The following is a 15,926-nucleotide window of genomic DNA, read 5'->3' as shown; positions in this document are numbered from 1 at the left end:
GGGCGACGGCGTCGCGGAAGCAGGGCGTTGACCTGGGGTGTCCCTGGTCGGCGCACCTCGGCAACATCCCTGACTTGCAGTGACAATTCAGACGAGCCGTAAGGTGTGGAAGCGTGGCGGTCGCCGCCTCTGGCAGGATGGTCATGATGAAGGTCCCGAGCTTGAATGTTCCGGGCCTCCGCCGCAGGAAGGCTGACGGCCTTCCCGGGGTGACGGCAGTGGCGAGAATCGACAGACGGACGAAGAGGCTGACCAAGCGCCTCAAGCCCGGAGAAATCGCGATTATCGATCACGTCGACATCGACCGGGTCAGCGGGGAGGCTCTCGTCGCGTGCGGTGTGGCGGCCGTGGTCAACGTCGCCGCGAGCATCAGCGGACGTTACCCCAACCTCGGGCCTCAGATCCTGATCGACGCGGGCATTCCCCTGATCGACAACGCGTCGCCGGAACTGTTCGAGCGGATCGCCGACGGCGACGTGATCCGCGTCCACGACGGCATGGTCTACCTCGGCGAGGAACTCGTCGGAAAGGGACAGGCGCAGACCGCCGAGACCGTCGAGGCGGCCATGACCGAGGCCCGCGCGGGCCTCGCCGTCCAGATCGAGGCGTTCGCCGCCAACACGATGGAGTACGTCCGGCGCGAGCGCGACCTTCTGATCGACGGCGTCGGCGTGCCCGACATCCGCACCTCCCTGGAGAACCGCCACGCCCTCATCGTGGTGCGGGGTTACCACTACAAGGAGGACATCGCCACGCTCCGGCCGTACATCCGGGAGTACCGCCCGGTGCTGATCGGCGTGGACGGCGGGGCGGACGCGCTTCTCGACGCCGGGTATGTGCCCGACATCATCGTGGGCGACTTCGACTCCGTCTCGGAGAAGGCGCTGTGCTGCGGCGCCGAACTGGTCGTCCACGCCTACCGCGACGGCCGGGCGCCGGGGCTGGAGCGGGTGCGCAAGCTGGGCCAGGAGGCGGTCGTGTTCCCCGCGACCGGGACGAGCGAGGACATCGCCATGCTCCTGGCCGACGACAAGGGCGCCACGCTGATCGTCGCGGTCGGCACCCACTGGACGCTCGACGAGTTCCTCGACAAGGGCAGGTCGGGGGCGGCGAGCACGTTCCTCACCCGCCTGCGCGTCGGCAGCAAGCTCGTGGACGCCAAGGGCGTGAGCAGGCTCTACCGCAGCCGGATCTCCACGCCCTCCCTGCTGCTGCTCGTCGCCACCACGCTGGTCACGATCGGCGTGGTGCTCTCGGTATCGCCGATCGGCCAGGTGTGGCTGAACGGCCTGCGCGTGGCCTGGAACGGCTTCATCTTCTGGTTGGTCGGACTCTTCTCGTGATCGATTTCCGTTATCACCTCGTCTCGATCGTGGCGATCTTCCTCGCGCTCACGGTCGGCATCGTGCTGGGCAGCACCGTGCTGGAGCCCACGTTCTTCAAGTCGGCCGAGGAGATGACCGCGTCGCTGCGGCAGGCCAACGAGAAGTACCTGACGCAGATCTCGGAGCTGCAGACGCGTGAGGAGGGCGGCGACTCACTGGTCACGACCCACCTGCCCGACCTCGTGCGCGGCCAGCTCGCGGGAGAGCGCGTCGTGCTCGTCGAGGCCCCCGGCGCGTCGGCCGCGCTGCGCGACCCGATCGAGAAGCTCGTCACGAGCGCGGGCGCCTCCTACTCCGGCCGGGTCAGCCTGACCGACAAGTTCATCGACGCGGAGCAGGCGAGCGTGATCGACGGGCTCGCCACCAACCTGGCCCCGGCGGGCACGACCTTCCCCGACGGTGCCACGCCGTACGACAAGGCCGCCACGATGCTCGCCGGCGCCATCGTCACCAACGACCACACGCAGGCGGGCCGGGCCAACCCCGCGGCGACCGGCGTGCTGGAGGCGTTCCAGGCGGGCGACTTCCTCACCATGAACGGCAACCCCGAGCAGCGGGCGACGCTGGCCATCGTGCTCGCGCCGGCCCAGCCGTACGAAGGGGAGGACGCCGACCGGCAGACGAACGCGCTGGTCTCGGTCGCGGCCGGCCTCGACGGCGGCGCTCTCGGCACGGTCCTTGCGGGCACCGTCACCGCCTCCGCCAACGGCGGCGTCATCGCGGCGCTGCACGACACCGGCGGCGTGGCCTCGGCGGTCTCCACCGTCGACACCGTCGATTTCGCCGCGGGCCGTGTCGTGGTGGTCTACGCTCTGCGGGAGCAACTGGCCGGCCGTTCGGGCTCCTACGGAGTCGGCAGCGGCGCGACGGCGTTCGAGCCCGCGGTGACCGCGCCCAGCCAGACCCCCACCCCGGCGGCGAGCCGGGGGTGAGCCGCCGGTCGGCGCATCACGCCTGACGAACACGTAGAGAAGGGCAACAGCCGTGGCCAGACGTCCCCAGGCCGGCACCCGCGCCGCCGCGGTGCTCGGAGCCGCCGTCGGCGCCGCGCTCGGTGCGGTCGCCGCGCGCGCCGCCTTCGCCGCCTTCCGGCGCCGCCCGCCGATCGGCGACGAGAAGACCGCAGACGAATACTGGACCCGGGTCAACCACCGGGGCGAGCCGGTCACGCTGCTGGAGGGCCCCGCGTTCGCCGCGGGCGCCGTCGCCGCCTCGGCCCTCGCCCCCGGCCTGCCCGTACGGGCCCGTGCGGCCGCCGTGCTCGCCGGAGCGGGCAGCGGCGTCCTCGGCGCGTACGACGACCTGTTCGGCACGACCTCGTCGAAGGGGTTCAAGGGCCACCTGGCGGCGCTCGCGCGCGGCGAGGTGACCAGCGGAGCGGTCAAGATCCTCGGCATCGGCGCGACCGGGCTCGCCGCGGCGGCGCTCTCCCCGCGTGACGCCCGAAGCGGGGGCGTGCTGGCTCGGTCCCTCGACACGCTCGTCGACGGGGCGCTGATCGCCGGCAGCGCCAACCTGGCCAACCTGTTCGACCTGCGGCCCGGCCGTGCGATCAAGGTGGGGCTGCTCGCCGGGGCTCCGCTGCTGGCCGCCTCGATCGCCGCGCCGTACGGCCCGCGCTCCCGTCAGGCCGCCGCGCTGACCGCCGTCCCGCTGGGCGCGGCGGCGGCGCTGCTGCCCGAGGACCTGGGCGAGCGGGCGATGCTCGGCGACGCCGGGGCGAACGCCCTGGGCGCGCTGCTCGGCCTGGCGGCCACGGCCCGGCTGGGCAGGCCCGGCCGGATCGCCGCACTCGGCGTCGTCGCCGCCCTCACCGCCGCCTCGGAGAAGGTCAGCTTCACCAAGGTCATCGCCGGCAACCGGGTGCTCAACCGCCTGGACATGCTCGGCCGCCGCGCCCCGCAGACCACCTCCGGCACGCCGGGGTCGCGCGGGTGACCTGGACGACCAGAGCCGTCCGCGGAGCCGTACGGCACCGGCATGGCTGATCGCATGGTTGAGCGGCATGGTTGAGCGGCATGGTTGAGCGGCATGGCTAGACGGCTCGGGGCGGGGATCGCGGGGGCGGCGGTCCTCATCGGGATCATCACGGTCCTGGCGCGGGTGACCGGCTTCGCCAAGCAGCTGGCGTTCGCCCGCACCGTCGGCACGAACTGCCTGGCCACCGCCTACTACACGGCCAACAACGTGCCGAACATCGTGTTCGAGGTCGTGGTCGGCGGCGCGCTCGCCGGGATGGTCGTCCCGGTGCTCGCCGGCGCCGCCGCCAGATCGGACGGCGAGGCGCGCGCGGAGGTCGGCCGGATCGCCTCCGCGCTGCTGACCTGGGTGGTCGTGCTGCTGGTGCCGCTCGCGGCGCTGACCGCGCTGGTCGCGGCGCCGGTGGTGCGGCTGCTGGCGGGCTCCGAGATCGACCACTGCGACGCGGGCCAGGTCGCCGCCGTGGCCGCGCGCATGCTGGTCGTCTTCGCGCCGCAGATCCCGTTGTACGGCATGGCCGTGGTGCTCTACGGCGTGTTGCAGGCCCATCGCCGGTTCTCGGGCCCGGCGCTGGCGCCGCTGGTGTCGAGCGTCGTGGTCATCGTCGCCTACCTGGTCTTCGGGCCGCTCAGCGACGGCCACAAGGACCCCGCCACCGTGCCCGCGCCGGCCGAGATCGCGCTGTCGGCGGGGACGACGCTCGGCGTGCTGGCCCTGGTCGTCACCGTGATCGGGCCCACATGGCGGCTCGGCCTGCGGTGGCGGCCCACGCTCCGCTTTCCCGAGGGCGTCGCCGTACAGGTGCGGCGGCTCGCGCTGGCCGGGCTGAGCGCGCTGGTCGCCCAGCAGGCCGCCGCGGCGATCCTGATCCCCATCGCCAACCGCGTCGGCGGGGGCGCGCTGCCCGCCTACAACTACGCGTGGGCGATCTACCAGGTGCCGTACGCCGTGCTCGCGGTGCCCATCGCGACCAGTGCGTTCCCCGCGCTCGCCGCGCGGGCGCAGGCCACGGGTGCGGACGGGGGCGAGGGCTTCGCGGCGCTGGCGGCGCGGACGACCCGCGCGGTCGTGCTGGTCTGCGGCCTGGCGGCGGGGGCGCTCGCCGCGGTCGCGGCGCCGGTCGCGCACGTCTTCCTCGCCCAGGCCGACACCGAGGTCGCCGCGGCGGAGTTCGCCCGGGGGATCGCGCTGTTCGCGCCGGGGCTCGTCGGATATGGCCTGGTGGCCCACCTCAGCCGGGTGCTGTACGCCACGGGACAGGGCAGGGCGGCGGCCCGGGGACAGGTCGCCGGGTGGCTGGTCGTGGCCGTGGCCCAGGTGGCGTTCGTCCTCGTGCTGCCCGGTGGCTGGGGGCTGGGCGGGCTCGCGCTCGGCCAGGCGGCCGGCATGACGGTGGGGGCCGGGCTGCTGCTGGCCTCCGTCGTACGGGCGCGAGGGACGCGGGCCGCCCAGGGCGTCGCGCGGGCCGGTCTGGCCGCGCTGCTGGGCGGGGGAGCGGGTTTCCTCGCGGGCGCGGCGGCCGCCCGGCTTCCCCTGTCGGGCGAGGGCCCGTGGGGTGGTCTCCTGACGGCCGCCATCGCCGGTGCGGCGGCCGTGGTCGCGGGGGTCATCGTCGCCGCGCTCGTGGACCGCCGGGACCTGACCGGCGCCCTGTCCGGGCTGCGACGCGGCAGAGGCGCGAGCCCCGCGGACCAGCCCGCGGAGAAGGCCGTATGAGAGCCGCCGGTGGTGAGGAGAGGGCATGAGTCGCGTAGTTCTCGTGCTGGGATCGAGCGTGGGCGGCGTGGCCCGGCACGTGCGGATGCTCGCCGGCGGGCTCGTCACGCGGGGGCACCGGGTGCTGGTCGCGGGCCCCGGCAGCACCCAGGAGGCGTTCTCCTTCACCACCACAGGCGCGGGCTTCGCCGAAGTCGACATCGCCGACAGGCCGCACCCCGCGCACGACCTGCGGACCGCCCTGCGCCTGCGCGGGCTCGCCCGCGGCGCGGACGTCGTCCACGCCCACGGCCTGCGGGCCGGCGCGCTTGCCGCGCTCGCCCTCGCCGGGGCGCGGGGATGGCCGCGCCTCGTGGTCACCCTGCACAACGCGGTCACGGCGGGCGGCGCGATCGGCGCGGTCTACCGGCTGCTGGAACGGATCGTCGCCCGGCGTGCGGACCGCGTCCTGGCGATCTCGCCGGACGTCGCGGAGCGCATGCGGGCCAGGGGCGCCCGGGGAGTGGACCTCGCGGTGGTGCCCGCGCCGCCGCTCGCCGAACCCGCCCGCCCGGCCGAGGACGTGCGTGCCGAGATCGCCGCCCGGCTGCCCGGCGCCGCGGACGCGCCGCAGGCCGTGGGGGAGCGGCCGATCCTGCTCACGGTCGCCCGGCTGGCCCAGCAGAAGGGCCTGGAGACGCTGCTCGACGCGGCGGCCGGGCCGTACAAGGGGGATCCGGTCTTCGTGATCGCGGGCGACGGGCCGCTGCGCGCGGAGCTTCAGGCCCGCGTCGACGCCGAGGAACTGCCCGTGGTCCTGTACGGCTGGGCCGAGCCGGCCGACCTGCTCCAGGTCGCGACGGCGGTGATCGTGCCCAGCAGGTGGGAGGGACAGCCGCTGAGCGTCCAGGAGGCGCTGAAGGCGGGCAAACCGATCATCGCGACCCGCGTGGGCGGCGTGCCCCGGATGGTGGGCGAGGCGGCCCTGCTGGTGCCGCCGCAGGACCCCGGCGCGCTGAGCCGGGAGATCGGCCGTCTGCTCGGCGATCCCGCCGTGGCCGCACGCCTCGCGGAGGCGTCCGTACGGCGTGGCCGGGAGCTGCCCGACGAGGACGCGGCGCTGCGCGCGGTGCTCGCGGCGTACGGGCTGGCGCTGTAGCCGGGCTCGCGGCTGTACGGGCCGGCGCAGTAAGGCTTGCGGCCTACGGGCCGGCGCAGGAGCGGTGACCACAGTGGCGGGAGGGTGCGACCACCCTCTCGTGCCGGTGACACACGACTGCAGGGCAAGTGAGCCGTCGCCTGTCCTCGCCGAGGAGCGCAGGGGTTCCGGCAAGGATTAGGTGAGGCTAAGTCTGATCCATATACTGGACGGGTTGGGGGGGAGTATCCCTTCGCGGCGGTCTCGTCATCACGGTGTCAGCACCCGGGGCCGTCGGTCCGCCGTGCGCGTTCGGGCGGGAGAGACCTCCGGCAGTGTGTTCAGCGCGCGCCGGAGGTAGTCGTGGTACATGCGCCCCTGTGGTTGTGGGCCCTGGTCATCGTGGGTCTTGTCCTCGTGGTCGCCGTTGATCTGTGGATCGTCGATCGTGGTGAACCACGTGAGTTCTCGATGCGACAAGCGGGCATCTGGGTCGGCTTCTATGTCTGCCTGGCCGTTTTGTTCGGCATCGGGTTAACGCTGTGGGCCGGGGCCGGGACGGGTGGCGAGTTCTTCGCGGGCTATCTGACGGAATACAGCCTCAGCGTCGACAACCTGTTCATCTTCTACATCATCATGACCCGCTTCGGGGTGCCCCGGATCTACCAGCACAAGGTGTTGCTGGTGGGCATCGTCCTGGCGCTCGTCATGCGCGGGATCTTCATCGCCATCGGCGCCGCCGCGCTGAGCCGCTTCGGCTGGCTGCTGTACGCGTTCGGGGCCTTCCTCATCTACACGGCGTACACGCTGGTCCGGGACCACAACAAGGAGGAAGAGGAGTTCAACGAGAACATCCTCCTCCGCTGGGCCCGGCGGGTCTTCCCGACCACTCCCGATTACGTCGGCTCGCGGGTGACCGTGCGGGTGGACGGCAGGCGCATGGTCACGCCCATGCTGATCGTGATGATCGCCATCGGCACCACGGACCTGCTGTTCGCCCTCGACTCGATTCCGGCCATCTTCGGGCTCACGAAGGCGGCCTTCATCGTGTTCTCCGCGAACGCGTTCGCCCTGATGGGCCTGCGTCAGCTCTACTTCCTGCTCGGCGGACTGTTGCAGCGGCTGGTCTACATCAGCTATGGCTTGGCGTTCATTCTCGGTTTCATCGGGGTTAAGCTGATTCTCGAAGCACTTCACGAGAATGACGTCTCGTGGGCCCCGCAGATCCCTATTTGGGTGTCGCTGGCGGTCATCGGCGTGACCATGGCCGTGACGACCGTCGCCAGTCTCATCAAGGCCCGCCGCGACGACAGAGCCATCGCGGAAGCCTCGCAGGCTGAAGCTGCCCAGACGGAGGCATCTCAGGCGGAAGCCCCGCAGGGCTAGCAAAACGGGCACTGACCCTGTTTGCTTGTTCTGGTTGGGCCACGCATTGACTGCCGGATCGGTAATATCGATCGCCAGCTCGCATGCCGGTCCATAGTCGCCAGAAGAGTACAAAGGTCATCTGTGTCCAACGAATCGTTGCCCCACGGCCCTGAAGCCGGGACCGCGGGAACTGCCCGTGGCCGGGTCAGGCTCGCACGCGGGGTGTCCCCGTGGCTCGCTCCGACCGCCGCGGCGGCAGCCGTCACCGCCGTTCTCACCCGCAGGTCGCCCCGGTGGGCGCTGGCCGCGGCGCCGCTCGCCGCCCTCACCGGCGGGATGCTGTGGTTCTTCCGCGACCCCGAGCGCACGCTCGGCGAGGGCAGGCTCATCTCGCCCGCTGACGGCGTCGTGCAGAGCATCGACCCGTGGCCGGACGGCCGCACCCGGGTCGCGATCTTCATGAGCCCGCTCAACGTACACGTCAACCGCGCGCCCGCCGCCGGCACCGTCACCTCGGTCGAGCATGTGCCCGGCGGCTTCGTGCCCGCGTTCAACAAGGACAGCGACAAGAACGAGCGTGTCGTCTGGCATTTCGACACCGCGCTCGGGGACATCGAGATGGTGCAGATCGCCGGCGCCGTCGCGCGCCGCATCGTGCCGTACCTGTTCGCGGGGGCGAAGGTCGCCCAGGGCGAGCGGGTCGGGCTGATCCGTTTCGGCTCCCGGGTGGACCTCTACCTGCCCGAGGGCATCAGGCCGGCGGTCACCGTCGGCACCCGGACCGTCGCGGGGGTGACGCGCCTTGACCACGTCTGACCTCGGAGCCGAGGCCTCCTGGCCGGTCGAGGAGGTGGATGAGGAGCCGCGCGGGCCCGTTGGCAAGGCCTTCCGCCTGTCGGCCGCCGACTCCCTCTCGCTCGGCAACGCCCTGAGCGGATTCCTCGCCGTCTGCGTGCTCGCCTGGTCGGCGATCAGCAACCTGCAGGCCGGTGTCAAGTTCGTTCCCGACCCGCGCTTCTTCGGCATGGCCGTGGTGCTGCTGTTGATCGGCGCGACCTGTGACCTGTTCGACGGCCTGGTGGCCAGGAGGTTCCGTGCGTCCGCGATGGGCGCCGAGCTGGACAACCTCGCCGACGTGATCAGCTTCGGCTTCGCGCCCGCCTTCATGGTGATGATCTGGGCCGGCTTCTCCGGAAAGCTGCCGCTGTGGCTGGTGCTGTGCGCGGCCGGGTCCGTGCTGCTCGCCGGCGTCGTACGGCTGGCCCGCTTCGCCTGCGTGAAGACGAAGAGCGGCGACTTCATGGGCCTGCCGATCCCGATGGGCGCGATGACCGTGGTGTCGATCGTGCTGCTCTTCCAGCCGAACTACGTCACGCTCGCCGCCATCTTCGGCGTGGCCTGGCTCATGGTCAGCCGCATCGAGTACCCCAAGCCGAAGGGCAATCTGGCCGTCGTCGTGCTGGCCTGGATGCTGATCAACGTGGCCTGCCTGACGATCTGGGCGGCCGGTCTCGCGGGCGGCGACCACCTCATCAAGGTAGGCGCGACCATGCAGATCGCGATCGTGTCCGCCATTCCGCTTCGCGTTCTCATGTTCAAACAGCAGCAGCGCAGGGAACGACGCTCGGAGAACGCGGGCTGACGTCGTCGCACGGACAGGGCCCCGGTCGGCTGGGGCCCTCCATTTCGGGCCCGGGCCATCACGTGGAGAAAACGCCTAGTCCAGATGGAGCCCTGGTCGCCATGCCTCGTGAGCACACCCGGACGTACTTCCTCGGCAAACTGGCCCGGGAGCTCGAGCTGCGCGGGCTTGAGGCGTCCCTGCGCCCCGACCCGCCGTCGCTCAAGGTCCGCGACCCGGACGCGGCGCTGTTCACCGAGACGGTGGACTGCGTCGCGATGTCCGAGGGCTGGTTCTACCGCTGGTCCTGGGGCGACGTGGTGGAGAGCGCGGAAGAGCCCGCTCTCGCCGCCGACCGCATCGTGAAGGTCTTCACCACCGGCGAGCCCCGGCCGCATCCTGCACTCGGCGACGCCTGACGGGTCGCGCCCTGCCTTCGGCGACGCCGGACGCGTCGCGTCCTGCCCTTGGCCACGCCGGACGGGCCGCCCCCGCCCTCGGCATCGGCCGGTCTACCGTGTCCCCGGCGCCGCCTGGCCGGTTCGGAGCGTCACAGCCGGATCCACTCCGTCGCCGTGGTGACCTCGTCCAGGACGTCCGGAATCGGGTCCACGCCCAGCCCCGGGCCGTCCGGCACGTCGAGATGCCCGCCGTTCAGCTCGAACGGCGCGGTCACGTCCGTGTGGAAGTAGCGCCGCGAGGCGGAGGTGTCGCCCGGCAGCGTGAAGCCGGGCAGCGCGGCCAGCGCGACGTTGGCCGCCCGGCCGATCCCGGTCTCCAGCATGCCGCCGCACCAGACCGCGACGCCGTGGGCGCGGCACAGGTCGTGGATGCGCCGGGCCTCCAGATAACCGCCGACCCGCCCCGGCTTGATGTTGACCACCGAGCACGAGCCGAGGCTGATGGCCGCCGCGGCGTGGGCGGCCGACTCGATGGACTCGTCCAGGCAGATCGGGGTGCGGATCGACTGCGCGAGCCGCGCGTGCTGCACGAGGTCGTCGTCGGCCAGCGGCTGCTCGATCAGCAGGAGGTCGAAGTCGTCCAACCGGGCCAGATGCCGGGCGTCCGCGAGCGTGTAGGCCGCGTTGGCGTCCACCTGGAGCAGCAACTCCTCCCCGAACCGCTCCCGCACCGCGCGGACCGGCGCCACGTCCCAGCCCGGACCGATCTTCAGCTTGATCCGTACGTATCCCTCTTCGACGTACGCCTCGACGGTGTCGAGCAGCTCGGCCACCGACCCCATGATGCCGACGGAGACGCCGCAGGGGACGCGGTCGCGGGTGGCGCCCAGGTAGCGGGCGAACGACTCGCCGGTGATCCGGAGCGACGCGTCGAGCACCGCGGCCTCCAGCGCCGCCTTGGCCATGCGGTGGCCCTTGAACGGCGCGAGCGCGGGACCGACGGCCTGGGGGTCCAGCTCGCGGGGCAGCGCGGGGATCAGGAAACGCCGCAGCACGTCGGCCGCCGCGTCCACGTACTCCGAGGAGTACAGCGGCTCGGACATCGCCACGCACTCGCCCCAGCCCTCGGCCTCCGGCGTCACCACCCGCACCAGCAGGACGTCGCGGCTGGTCTCGGTGCCGAACGACGTCCGGAACGGCGCGACGAGCGGCATCGCGATCCGGCGCAGTTCGATTCCAGTGATCTCCATGAGGTGCTCGGGCTCCAGGGGGTGGGACGGTGTGCGCCGACCACTATACGGACGCCCTCATACGGTTCTGAGATCACCGGCCGGGCGGGAGCACCCATCGGCACGACCGGCGGCAGGATCGCGGCCGGGGTGGTCTCCGTTTCCCGGCTCCGTCTCCCCGGCCGCCCTGATCCGCTCAAGTGCCGGGTCTGTTCGCGTACTGGTCTGCTCGTGTACGGGTCTGCTTACATACGAGGCGCTCGGGCGGCGCTGTGCTGGGACGAGCCGGCGCCCCCGCGCTGGGACACCGGCCGTCCGGGTGCGCGTCAGGCGTACGTCACCAGCCGCGGGCCTTCCACTCGGGCAGGTGCGGCCGCTCCGCGCCGAGCGTGGTGTCCCTGCCGTGGCCGGGGTAGACCCAGGTCTCGTCGGGGAGGCGGTCGAAGATCCGTTCCACGACGTCCGTGAACAGCTGCTCGAACCGCGCCGGGTCCTTCTGCGTGTTGCCGACGCCGCCGGGGAACAGGGAGTCGCCGGTGAACAGGTGGCGGTCCTGGTAGAGCAGCGCGATCGAGCCGGGGGTGTGGCCGCGCAGGTGGATGACGTCCAGCGTCACCACGCCGACCGTCACCCGGTCGCCGTGCTCGACCTCCCTGGTGACCTTCACCGGCAGTTCGGGGGCGTCGAGAGGGTGGGCGATCGTCTGCGCGCCGGTGGCGCGGGCGACCTCCTTCAGGGCTCCCCAGTGGTCGGGGTGCCGATGGGTGGTCACGATCGAGCTGATCGGCATGTCGCCGATCAGCTCGAGCAGCCGGTCGGGCTCGGCCGCCGCGTCGATCAGCAGCCCGTCGCCGGTCTCGGTGCACCGGAGCAGGTAGGCGTTGTTGCCGAAGTCGCCGACCTCGATCTTCGAGATCGTCAGCCCGGGCACCTCGCGTACGTCGGCGGGTCCGCCTTTGGTGACGTTTCCGGTATAGGTCATGATCGTTCCTCTCTAGTTCCCGGCGGGCGGCCAGGACGACGGTGGTTCGGCGGGCAGTCCCGCCGGGGACGGCTTCGGCCAGCGAGGCGGGGACGGCGGTTTCCCCGCGGGGTCGTGCCGGAGGCGCGCGTTCGAGGCGTCGTGCCGGAGGCGCGCGTTGGAGGTGTCGTGCCGGAGGCGTGCATCGGCTGCGTCGAGCGGAAGGCGCGCATCGGCGTCATCGGGCCGGGTGGGGCGCCGCGGCGGGGCGAGTCGCAGGCCCGTGCCGTCGGTCCTGCCCGCGAGCCAGGCGAGCAGCTCGCGCGGGGTGCCCTCCACGGCCGGGCCGTCGCCGAGGCCGGTCCACGTCCTCAACACCTCACCGGTGCCCGGGGCGAGGGCGACCACTTCGCTCACCGGGCTCTCGTCGCCGAGCCAGAGCATCGTGTCGTACAGCTCTCGTCTCACGAACGTCTCGGGCCAGTCGGCCCATCCGTAGCCTGCCCCGAGGTCGGCGTGGTGCACCTCGATCTCCCTGAGCCGGCGGATCGGGACGTACCAGGCGGGGTGGTCGGGCGGGAACATCCCCGAGCCCGGCGTGGTCCACGCCTCGGCGGGCATCCGCGCGACCGCCGTGGCGAACCGCTCCGCGCTGTCGCGCAGGTCGGCGAGCTGCTCGGCGGCCGGGCGGCCGGCGCCTGCCGCGATGCCGGCCTCGCGGGCCCGCAGCGAGGCGTACTGGGGGGTGCGCACCCCCGTCCGTGCCCAGGTCAGCAGGTTGACGCAGCCGTCGGCGTTGCGGGCGACGTGGGTGAGCACGTGTCCCCTCGTCCAGCCGGGCAGCAGGGACGGCGCACGGAGATCCTCGTCGGTGAGGCGGGCGGCGGTCGCCAGCAGGCGCTCGGTCGCCTCGGCCAGCTCCCGCTCGATCTCGTGGATGACGGACATGAGAAGAATCATGGACCCTGGAGTCCCGGTCCGCCGTGCCCATGACCGCAGGGGAAGAGGACGGCGCGGCGGGCGGTTGTATGAGCAGGGGTTTCGCGCGGATGCCGGGCGCGGGTTTGACGAAGCTCATACCCTGGTTCGCGGAGCGTGTCCCACGGAAGCACGCGGGGCCGCCCCCTCCGGCCGCCGGACGATGCCCCCCGAAATTGTCGGTGGCTCTGGATAGCCTGCCCGTGCACCTCCATTCACCTCATCGACCTATCGGGACCACCGTGGCTGACCGCCTGATCGTGCGTGGCGCACGCGAACACAACCTCAAGGACGTCTCGCTCGACCTCCCGCGAGACGCTCTGATCGTCTTCACGGGGCTTTCGGGCTCCGGCAAGTCCAGCCTGGCCTTCGACACGATCTTCGCCGAGGGACAGCGCCGGTACGTGGAGTCCCTGTCCGCGTACGCCCGGCAGTTCCTGGGTCAGATGGACAAGCCCGACGTGGACTTCATCGAGGGCCTTTCCCCGGCCGTCTCCATCGACCAGAAGTCCACCAGCCGCAACCCTCGCTCGACCGTCGGCACGATCACCGAGGTCTACGACTACCTGCGGCTGCTCTGGGCGCGCATCGGCAAGCCCCACTGCCCGCAGTGCGGGCGCCCGATCGCCCGGCAGACGCCGCAGCAGATCGTCGACCGTGTGCTCGAACTGGAGGAGGGCACCCGCTTCCAGGTCCTCGCCCCGATCATCCGCGGCCGCAAGGGCGAGTACGCCGAGCTGTTCCGCGAGCTGCAGACCAAGGGCTACGCCCGTGCCCGCGTGGACGGCACGATCGTGCGCCTGGAGGAGCCGCCCACCCTCAAGAAGTACGAGAAGCACGACATCGAAGTGATCGTCGACCGGCTGTCGGTCAAGGAGAGCGCGCGGCGCAGGCTCACCGACTCGGTGGAGACCGCGCTGCAGCTGTCCGGCGGCACGATCACGCTCGACTTCGTCGACCTTCCCGACGACGACCCCAACCGTGAGCGCTTCTACTCCGAGCACCTCTACTGCCCGTACGACGACCTGTCGTTCGAGGAGCTGGAGCCCCGGTCGTTCTCGTTCAACTCGCCCTTCGGCGCCTGCCCCGAGTGCACCGGCCTCGGCACGCGCATGGAGGTCGATCCCGACCTCCTCGTGCCCGATCCCGAGCGCACGCTCGGCGACGGCGCGATCAGCCCGTGGGCGAACGGCCACACGAGCGACTACTTCGTGCGGCTGCTGGAGGCGCTGGGCAACGCGCTCGGCTTCGACCTCGACACCCCGTGGGAGCGGCTGTCGAAGAAGGCGCAGAAGGCGATCCTGCACGGCCACGACGAGCAGGTCCACATCCGCTACAGCAACCGTTATGGCAGGCAGCGGTCCTACTACACCGATTTCGAGGGCGTGATCCCCTGGGTCCAGCGCCGGCACGCCGAGTCGGAGAGCGACGCCAGCCGGGAGCGGTTCGAGGGCTTCATGCGCGAGGTGCCCTGCCCGGCGTGCAAGGGCCGCCGCCTCAAGCCGGTCTCGCTGGCCGTGACCGTGGGGGACGCCTCGATCGCCGAGGTCTCGGGCATGTCGATCGCCGACTGCTCGAAGTTCCTGTCCGGCCTGCGGCTGTCGGAGCGGGACATGCAGATCGCCGAGCGGGTGGTCAAGGAGATCAACGCACGGCTGGGCTTCCTGCTCGACGTCGGCCTCGACTACCTCACGCTCGACCGGGCCGCCGGCACGCTGGCGGGCGGCGAGGCGCAGCGGATCCGGCTGGCCACCCAGATCGGCTCCGGCCTGGTCGGCGTGCTGTACGTGCTCGACGAGCCGTCCATCGGCCTGCACCAGCGGGACAACCAGCGCCTGCTGGAGACGCTGATCCGGCTGCGCGACATGGGCAACACGCTGATCGTGGTCGAGCACGACGAGGACACGATCGCCGCCGCCGACTGGGTTGTCGACATCGGCCCCGGCGCGGGCGAGCACGGCGGCCAGGTCGTCGTGTCCGGCACCGTGCAGGACCTGCTCGCCAGCGAGGAGTCGCTGACCGGCGCCTACCTGTCGGGCCGCAAGGCGATCACCGTGCCGGAGATCCGGCGTCCGCGGGATAAGAAGCGGCAGCTCGTCGTGAAGGGCGCCCGTGAGCACAATCTGAAGGGCGTGGACGTCGAGTTCCCGCTCGGCGTCTTCACCGCGGTCACCGGCGTCTCGGGGTCCGGCAAGTCCACGCTGGTCAACGACATCCTGTACGCCGCGCTGGCCAAGGAGCTGAACGGCGCGAAGACCGTGCCCGGACGGCACTCCCGGGTCGTCGGCACCGACCTGGTCGACAAGGTCGTCCACGTCGACCAGTCGCCGATCGGCCGTACGCCGAGGTCCAACCCGGCGACGTACACCGGAGTGTTCGACCACGTGCGCAAGCTGTTCGCGGCCACGACCGAGGCGAAGGTCCGTGGTTATCTGCAGGGCCGGTTCAGCTTCAACGTCAAGGGCGGGCGCTGCGAGGCGTGCGCCGGCGACGGCACCATCAAGATCGAGATGAACTTCCTGCCGGACGTCTACGTCCCCTGTGAGGTCTGTCACGGCGCCCGGTACAACCGGGAGACGCTTGAGGTCCACTACAAGGGCAAGACGATCTCCGAGGTCCTCGACATGCCGATCGAGGAGGCGCTGGAGTTCTTCGAGGCGATCCCCGCCATCCGCCGTCACCTGCAGACGCTCAACGACGTCGGTCTCGGTTACGTACGGCTGGGCCAGCCCGCGACCACGCTGTCCGGCGGCGAGGCGCAGCGGGTGAAGCTCGCCTCCGAGCTGCAGCGGCGCTCGACCGGCCGCACGGTCTACGTGCTGGACGAGCCCACCACCGGCCTGCACTTCGAGGACATCAGGCGGCTGCTCGGCGTGCTCAACCGCCTCGTGGACGCCGGCAACACCGTGATCGTCATCGAGCACAACCTCGACGTCATCAAGACCGCCGACTGGATCATCGACATGGGACCCGAGGGCGGGTCGGGCGGTGGCAGGGTCATCGCCGCAGGCACGCCCGAGGACGTCGCCCGGGTCGAGGAGAGCCACACCGGCGCGTTCCTGCGCAAGATCTTGGGCGTATGAGTATTCGTCTCATTATTTCTCCCTACTCTTCTCCTTTCGACCGCGTCACTCTGAACCGGCCACGGGGTGATGGCCGTACCTGAGGAC

13 protein-coding genes are annotated in these 15,926 nt (G+C 71.5%); 10 read left to right on the top strand and 3 right to left on the bottom strand.

The window, feature by feature from the left end; translation table 11 throughout:
- Positions 1 to 146 precede the first annotated feature (146 nt).
- From steA to FLV34_RS32895, 9 genes are all read left to right on the top strand, one after another.
- The gene (gene steA, locus FLV34_RS32935) at positions 147 to 1,343 is read left to right on the top strand and encodes a putative cytokinetic ring protein SteA (protein WP_168066539.1); all 1,197 of its coding nucleotides are present in this window, start codon (positions 147 to 149) and stop codon (positions 1,341 to 1,343) included.
- On the top strand, positions 1,340 to 2,317 hold the full coding sequence (locus FLV34_RS32930) for a copper transporter (RefSeq protein ID WP_142651798.1): 978 nt from the start codon (positions 1,340 to 1,342) through the stop codon (positions 2,315 to 2,317). Before steA ends, FLV34_RS32930 begins: the two co-directional genes overlap by 4 nt.
- A gap of 52 nt (positions 2,318 to 2,369) precedes the next feature.
- Complete coding sequence (locus FLV34_RS32925) at positions 2,370 to 3,323, top strand: hypothetical protein (protein ID WP_260617528.1); 954 nt, start codon at positions 2,370 to 2,372, stop codon at positions 3,321 to 3,323.
- A 93-nt stretch (positions 3,324 to 3,416) separates the two neighbouring features.
- Positions 3,417 to 5,081: a murein biosynthesis integral membrane protein MurJ gene (gene murJ / locus FLV34_RS32920; RefSeq protein WP_147944947.1), complete on the top strand. Its 1,665-nt coding sequence runs from the start codon at positions 3,417 to 3,419 to the stop codon at positions 5,079 to 5,081.
- A gap of 25 nt (positions 5,082 to 5,106) precedes the next feature.
- Positions 5,107 to 6,219: a glycosyltransferase family 4 protein gene (locus tag FLV34_RS32915; RefSeq protein WP_142651800.1), complete on the top strand. Its 1,113-nt coding sequence runs from the start codon at positions 5,107 to 5,109 to the stop codon at positions 6,217 to 6,219.
- A 357-nt stretch (positions 6,220 to 6,576) separates the two neighbouring features.
- The gene (locus tag FLV34_RS32910; protein ID WP_205831140.1) at positions 6,577 to 7,584 is read left to right on the top strand and encodes a TerC/Alx family metal homeostasis membrane protein; all 1,008 of its coding nucleotides are present in this window, start codon (positions 6,577 to 6,579) and stop codon (positions 7,582 to 7,584) included.
- Positions 7,585 to 7,722: 138 nt separating this feature from the next.
- The gene (locus FLV34_RS32905) at positions 7,723 to 8,382 is read left to right on the top strand and encodes a phosphatidylserine decarboxylase (RefSeq protein WP_142651824.1); all 660 of its coding nucleotides are present in this window, start codon (positions 7,723 to 7,725) and stop codon (positions 8,380 to 8,382) included.
- Positions 8,369 to 9,208, top strand: coding sequence for a CDP-diacylglycerol--serine O-phosphatidyltransferase (gene pssA / locus FLV34_RS32900; RefSeq protein WP_142651801.1), 840 nt, complete (start codon positions 8,369 to 8,371; stop codon positions 9,206 to 9,208). The genes FLV34_RS32905 and pssA overlap by 14 nt, the downstream gene beginning before the upstream one ends.
- Positions 9,209 to 9,309: 101 nt before the next feature.
- Positions 9,310 to 9,606, top strand: coding sequence for a hypothetical protein (locus FLV34_RS32895; RefSeq protein ID WP_142621711.1), 297 nt, complete (start codon positions 9,310 to 9,312; stop codon positions 9,604 to 9,606).
- Between the two features lie 131 nt (positions 9,607 to 9,737).
- On the opposite strand, the gene menC is transcribed toward FLV34_RS32895, so the two are convergent.
- From menC to FLV34_RS32880, 3 genes are all read right to left on the bottom strand, one after another.
- On the bottom strand, positions 9,738 to 10,838 hold the full coding sequence (menC, locus tag FLV34_RS32890) for an o-succinylbenzoate synthase (protein WP_142651802.1): 1,101 nt from the start codon (positions 10,836 to 10,838) through the stop codon (positions 9,738 to 9,740).
- Between the two features lie 316 nt (positions 10,839 to 11,154).
- Positions 11,155 to 11,799 (bottom strand): MBL fold metallo-hydrolase, encoded by a 645-nt coding sequence (locus FLV34_RS32885; RefSeq protein WP_142651803.1) that lies wholly within the window; start codon positions 11,797 to 11,799, stop codon positions 11,155 to 11,157.
- A gap of 12 nt (positions 11,800 to 11,811) precedes the next feature.
- Positions 11,812 to 12,726 carry a maleylpyruvate isomerase family mycothiol-dependent enzyme gene (locus FLV34_RS32880; RefSeq protein ID WP_147944946.1) on the bottom strand — a complete coding sequence of 305 codons (915 nt, stop codon included), beginning with the start codon at positions 12,724 to 12,726 and terminating at the stop codon, positions 11,812 to 11,814.
- A gap of 272 nt (positions 12,727 to 12,998) precedes the next feature.
- Here FLV34_RS32880 and uvrA point away from each other — a divergent pair, with 272 nt between their 5' ends.
- On the top strand, positions 12,999 to 15,839 hold the full coding sequence (gene uvrA / locus FLV34_RS32875; protein WP_142651805.1) for an excinuclease ABC subunit UvrA: 2,841 nt from the start codon (positions 12,999 to 13,001) through the stop codon (positions 15,837 to 15,839).
- Positions 15,840 to 15,926 lie beyond the last annotated feature (87 nt).

The organism is Microbispora sp. CSR-4 (assembly GCF_008033685.1).
GTDB lineage: Bacteria > Actinomycetota > Actinomycetes > Streptosporangiales > Streptosporangiaceae > Microbispora.
This window is presented reverse-complemented; position numbering and strand designations above follow the sequence as displayed.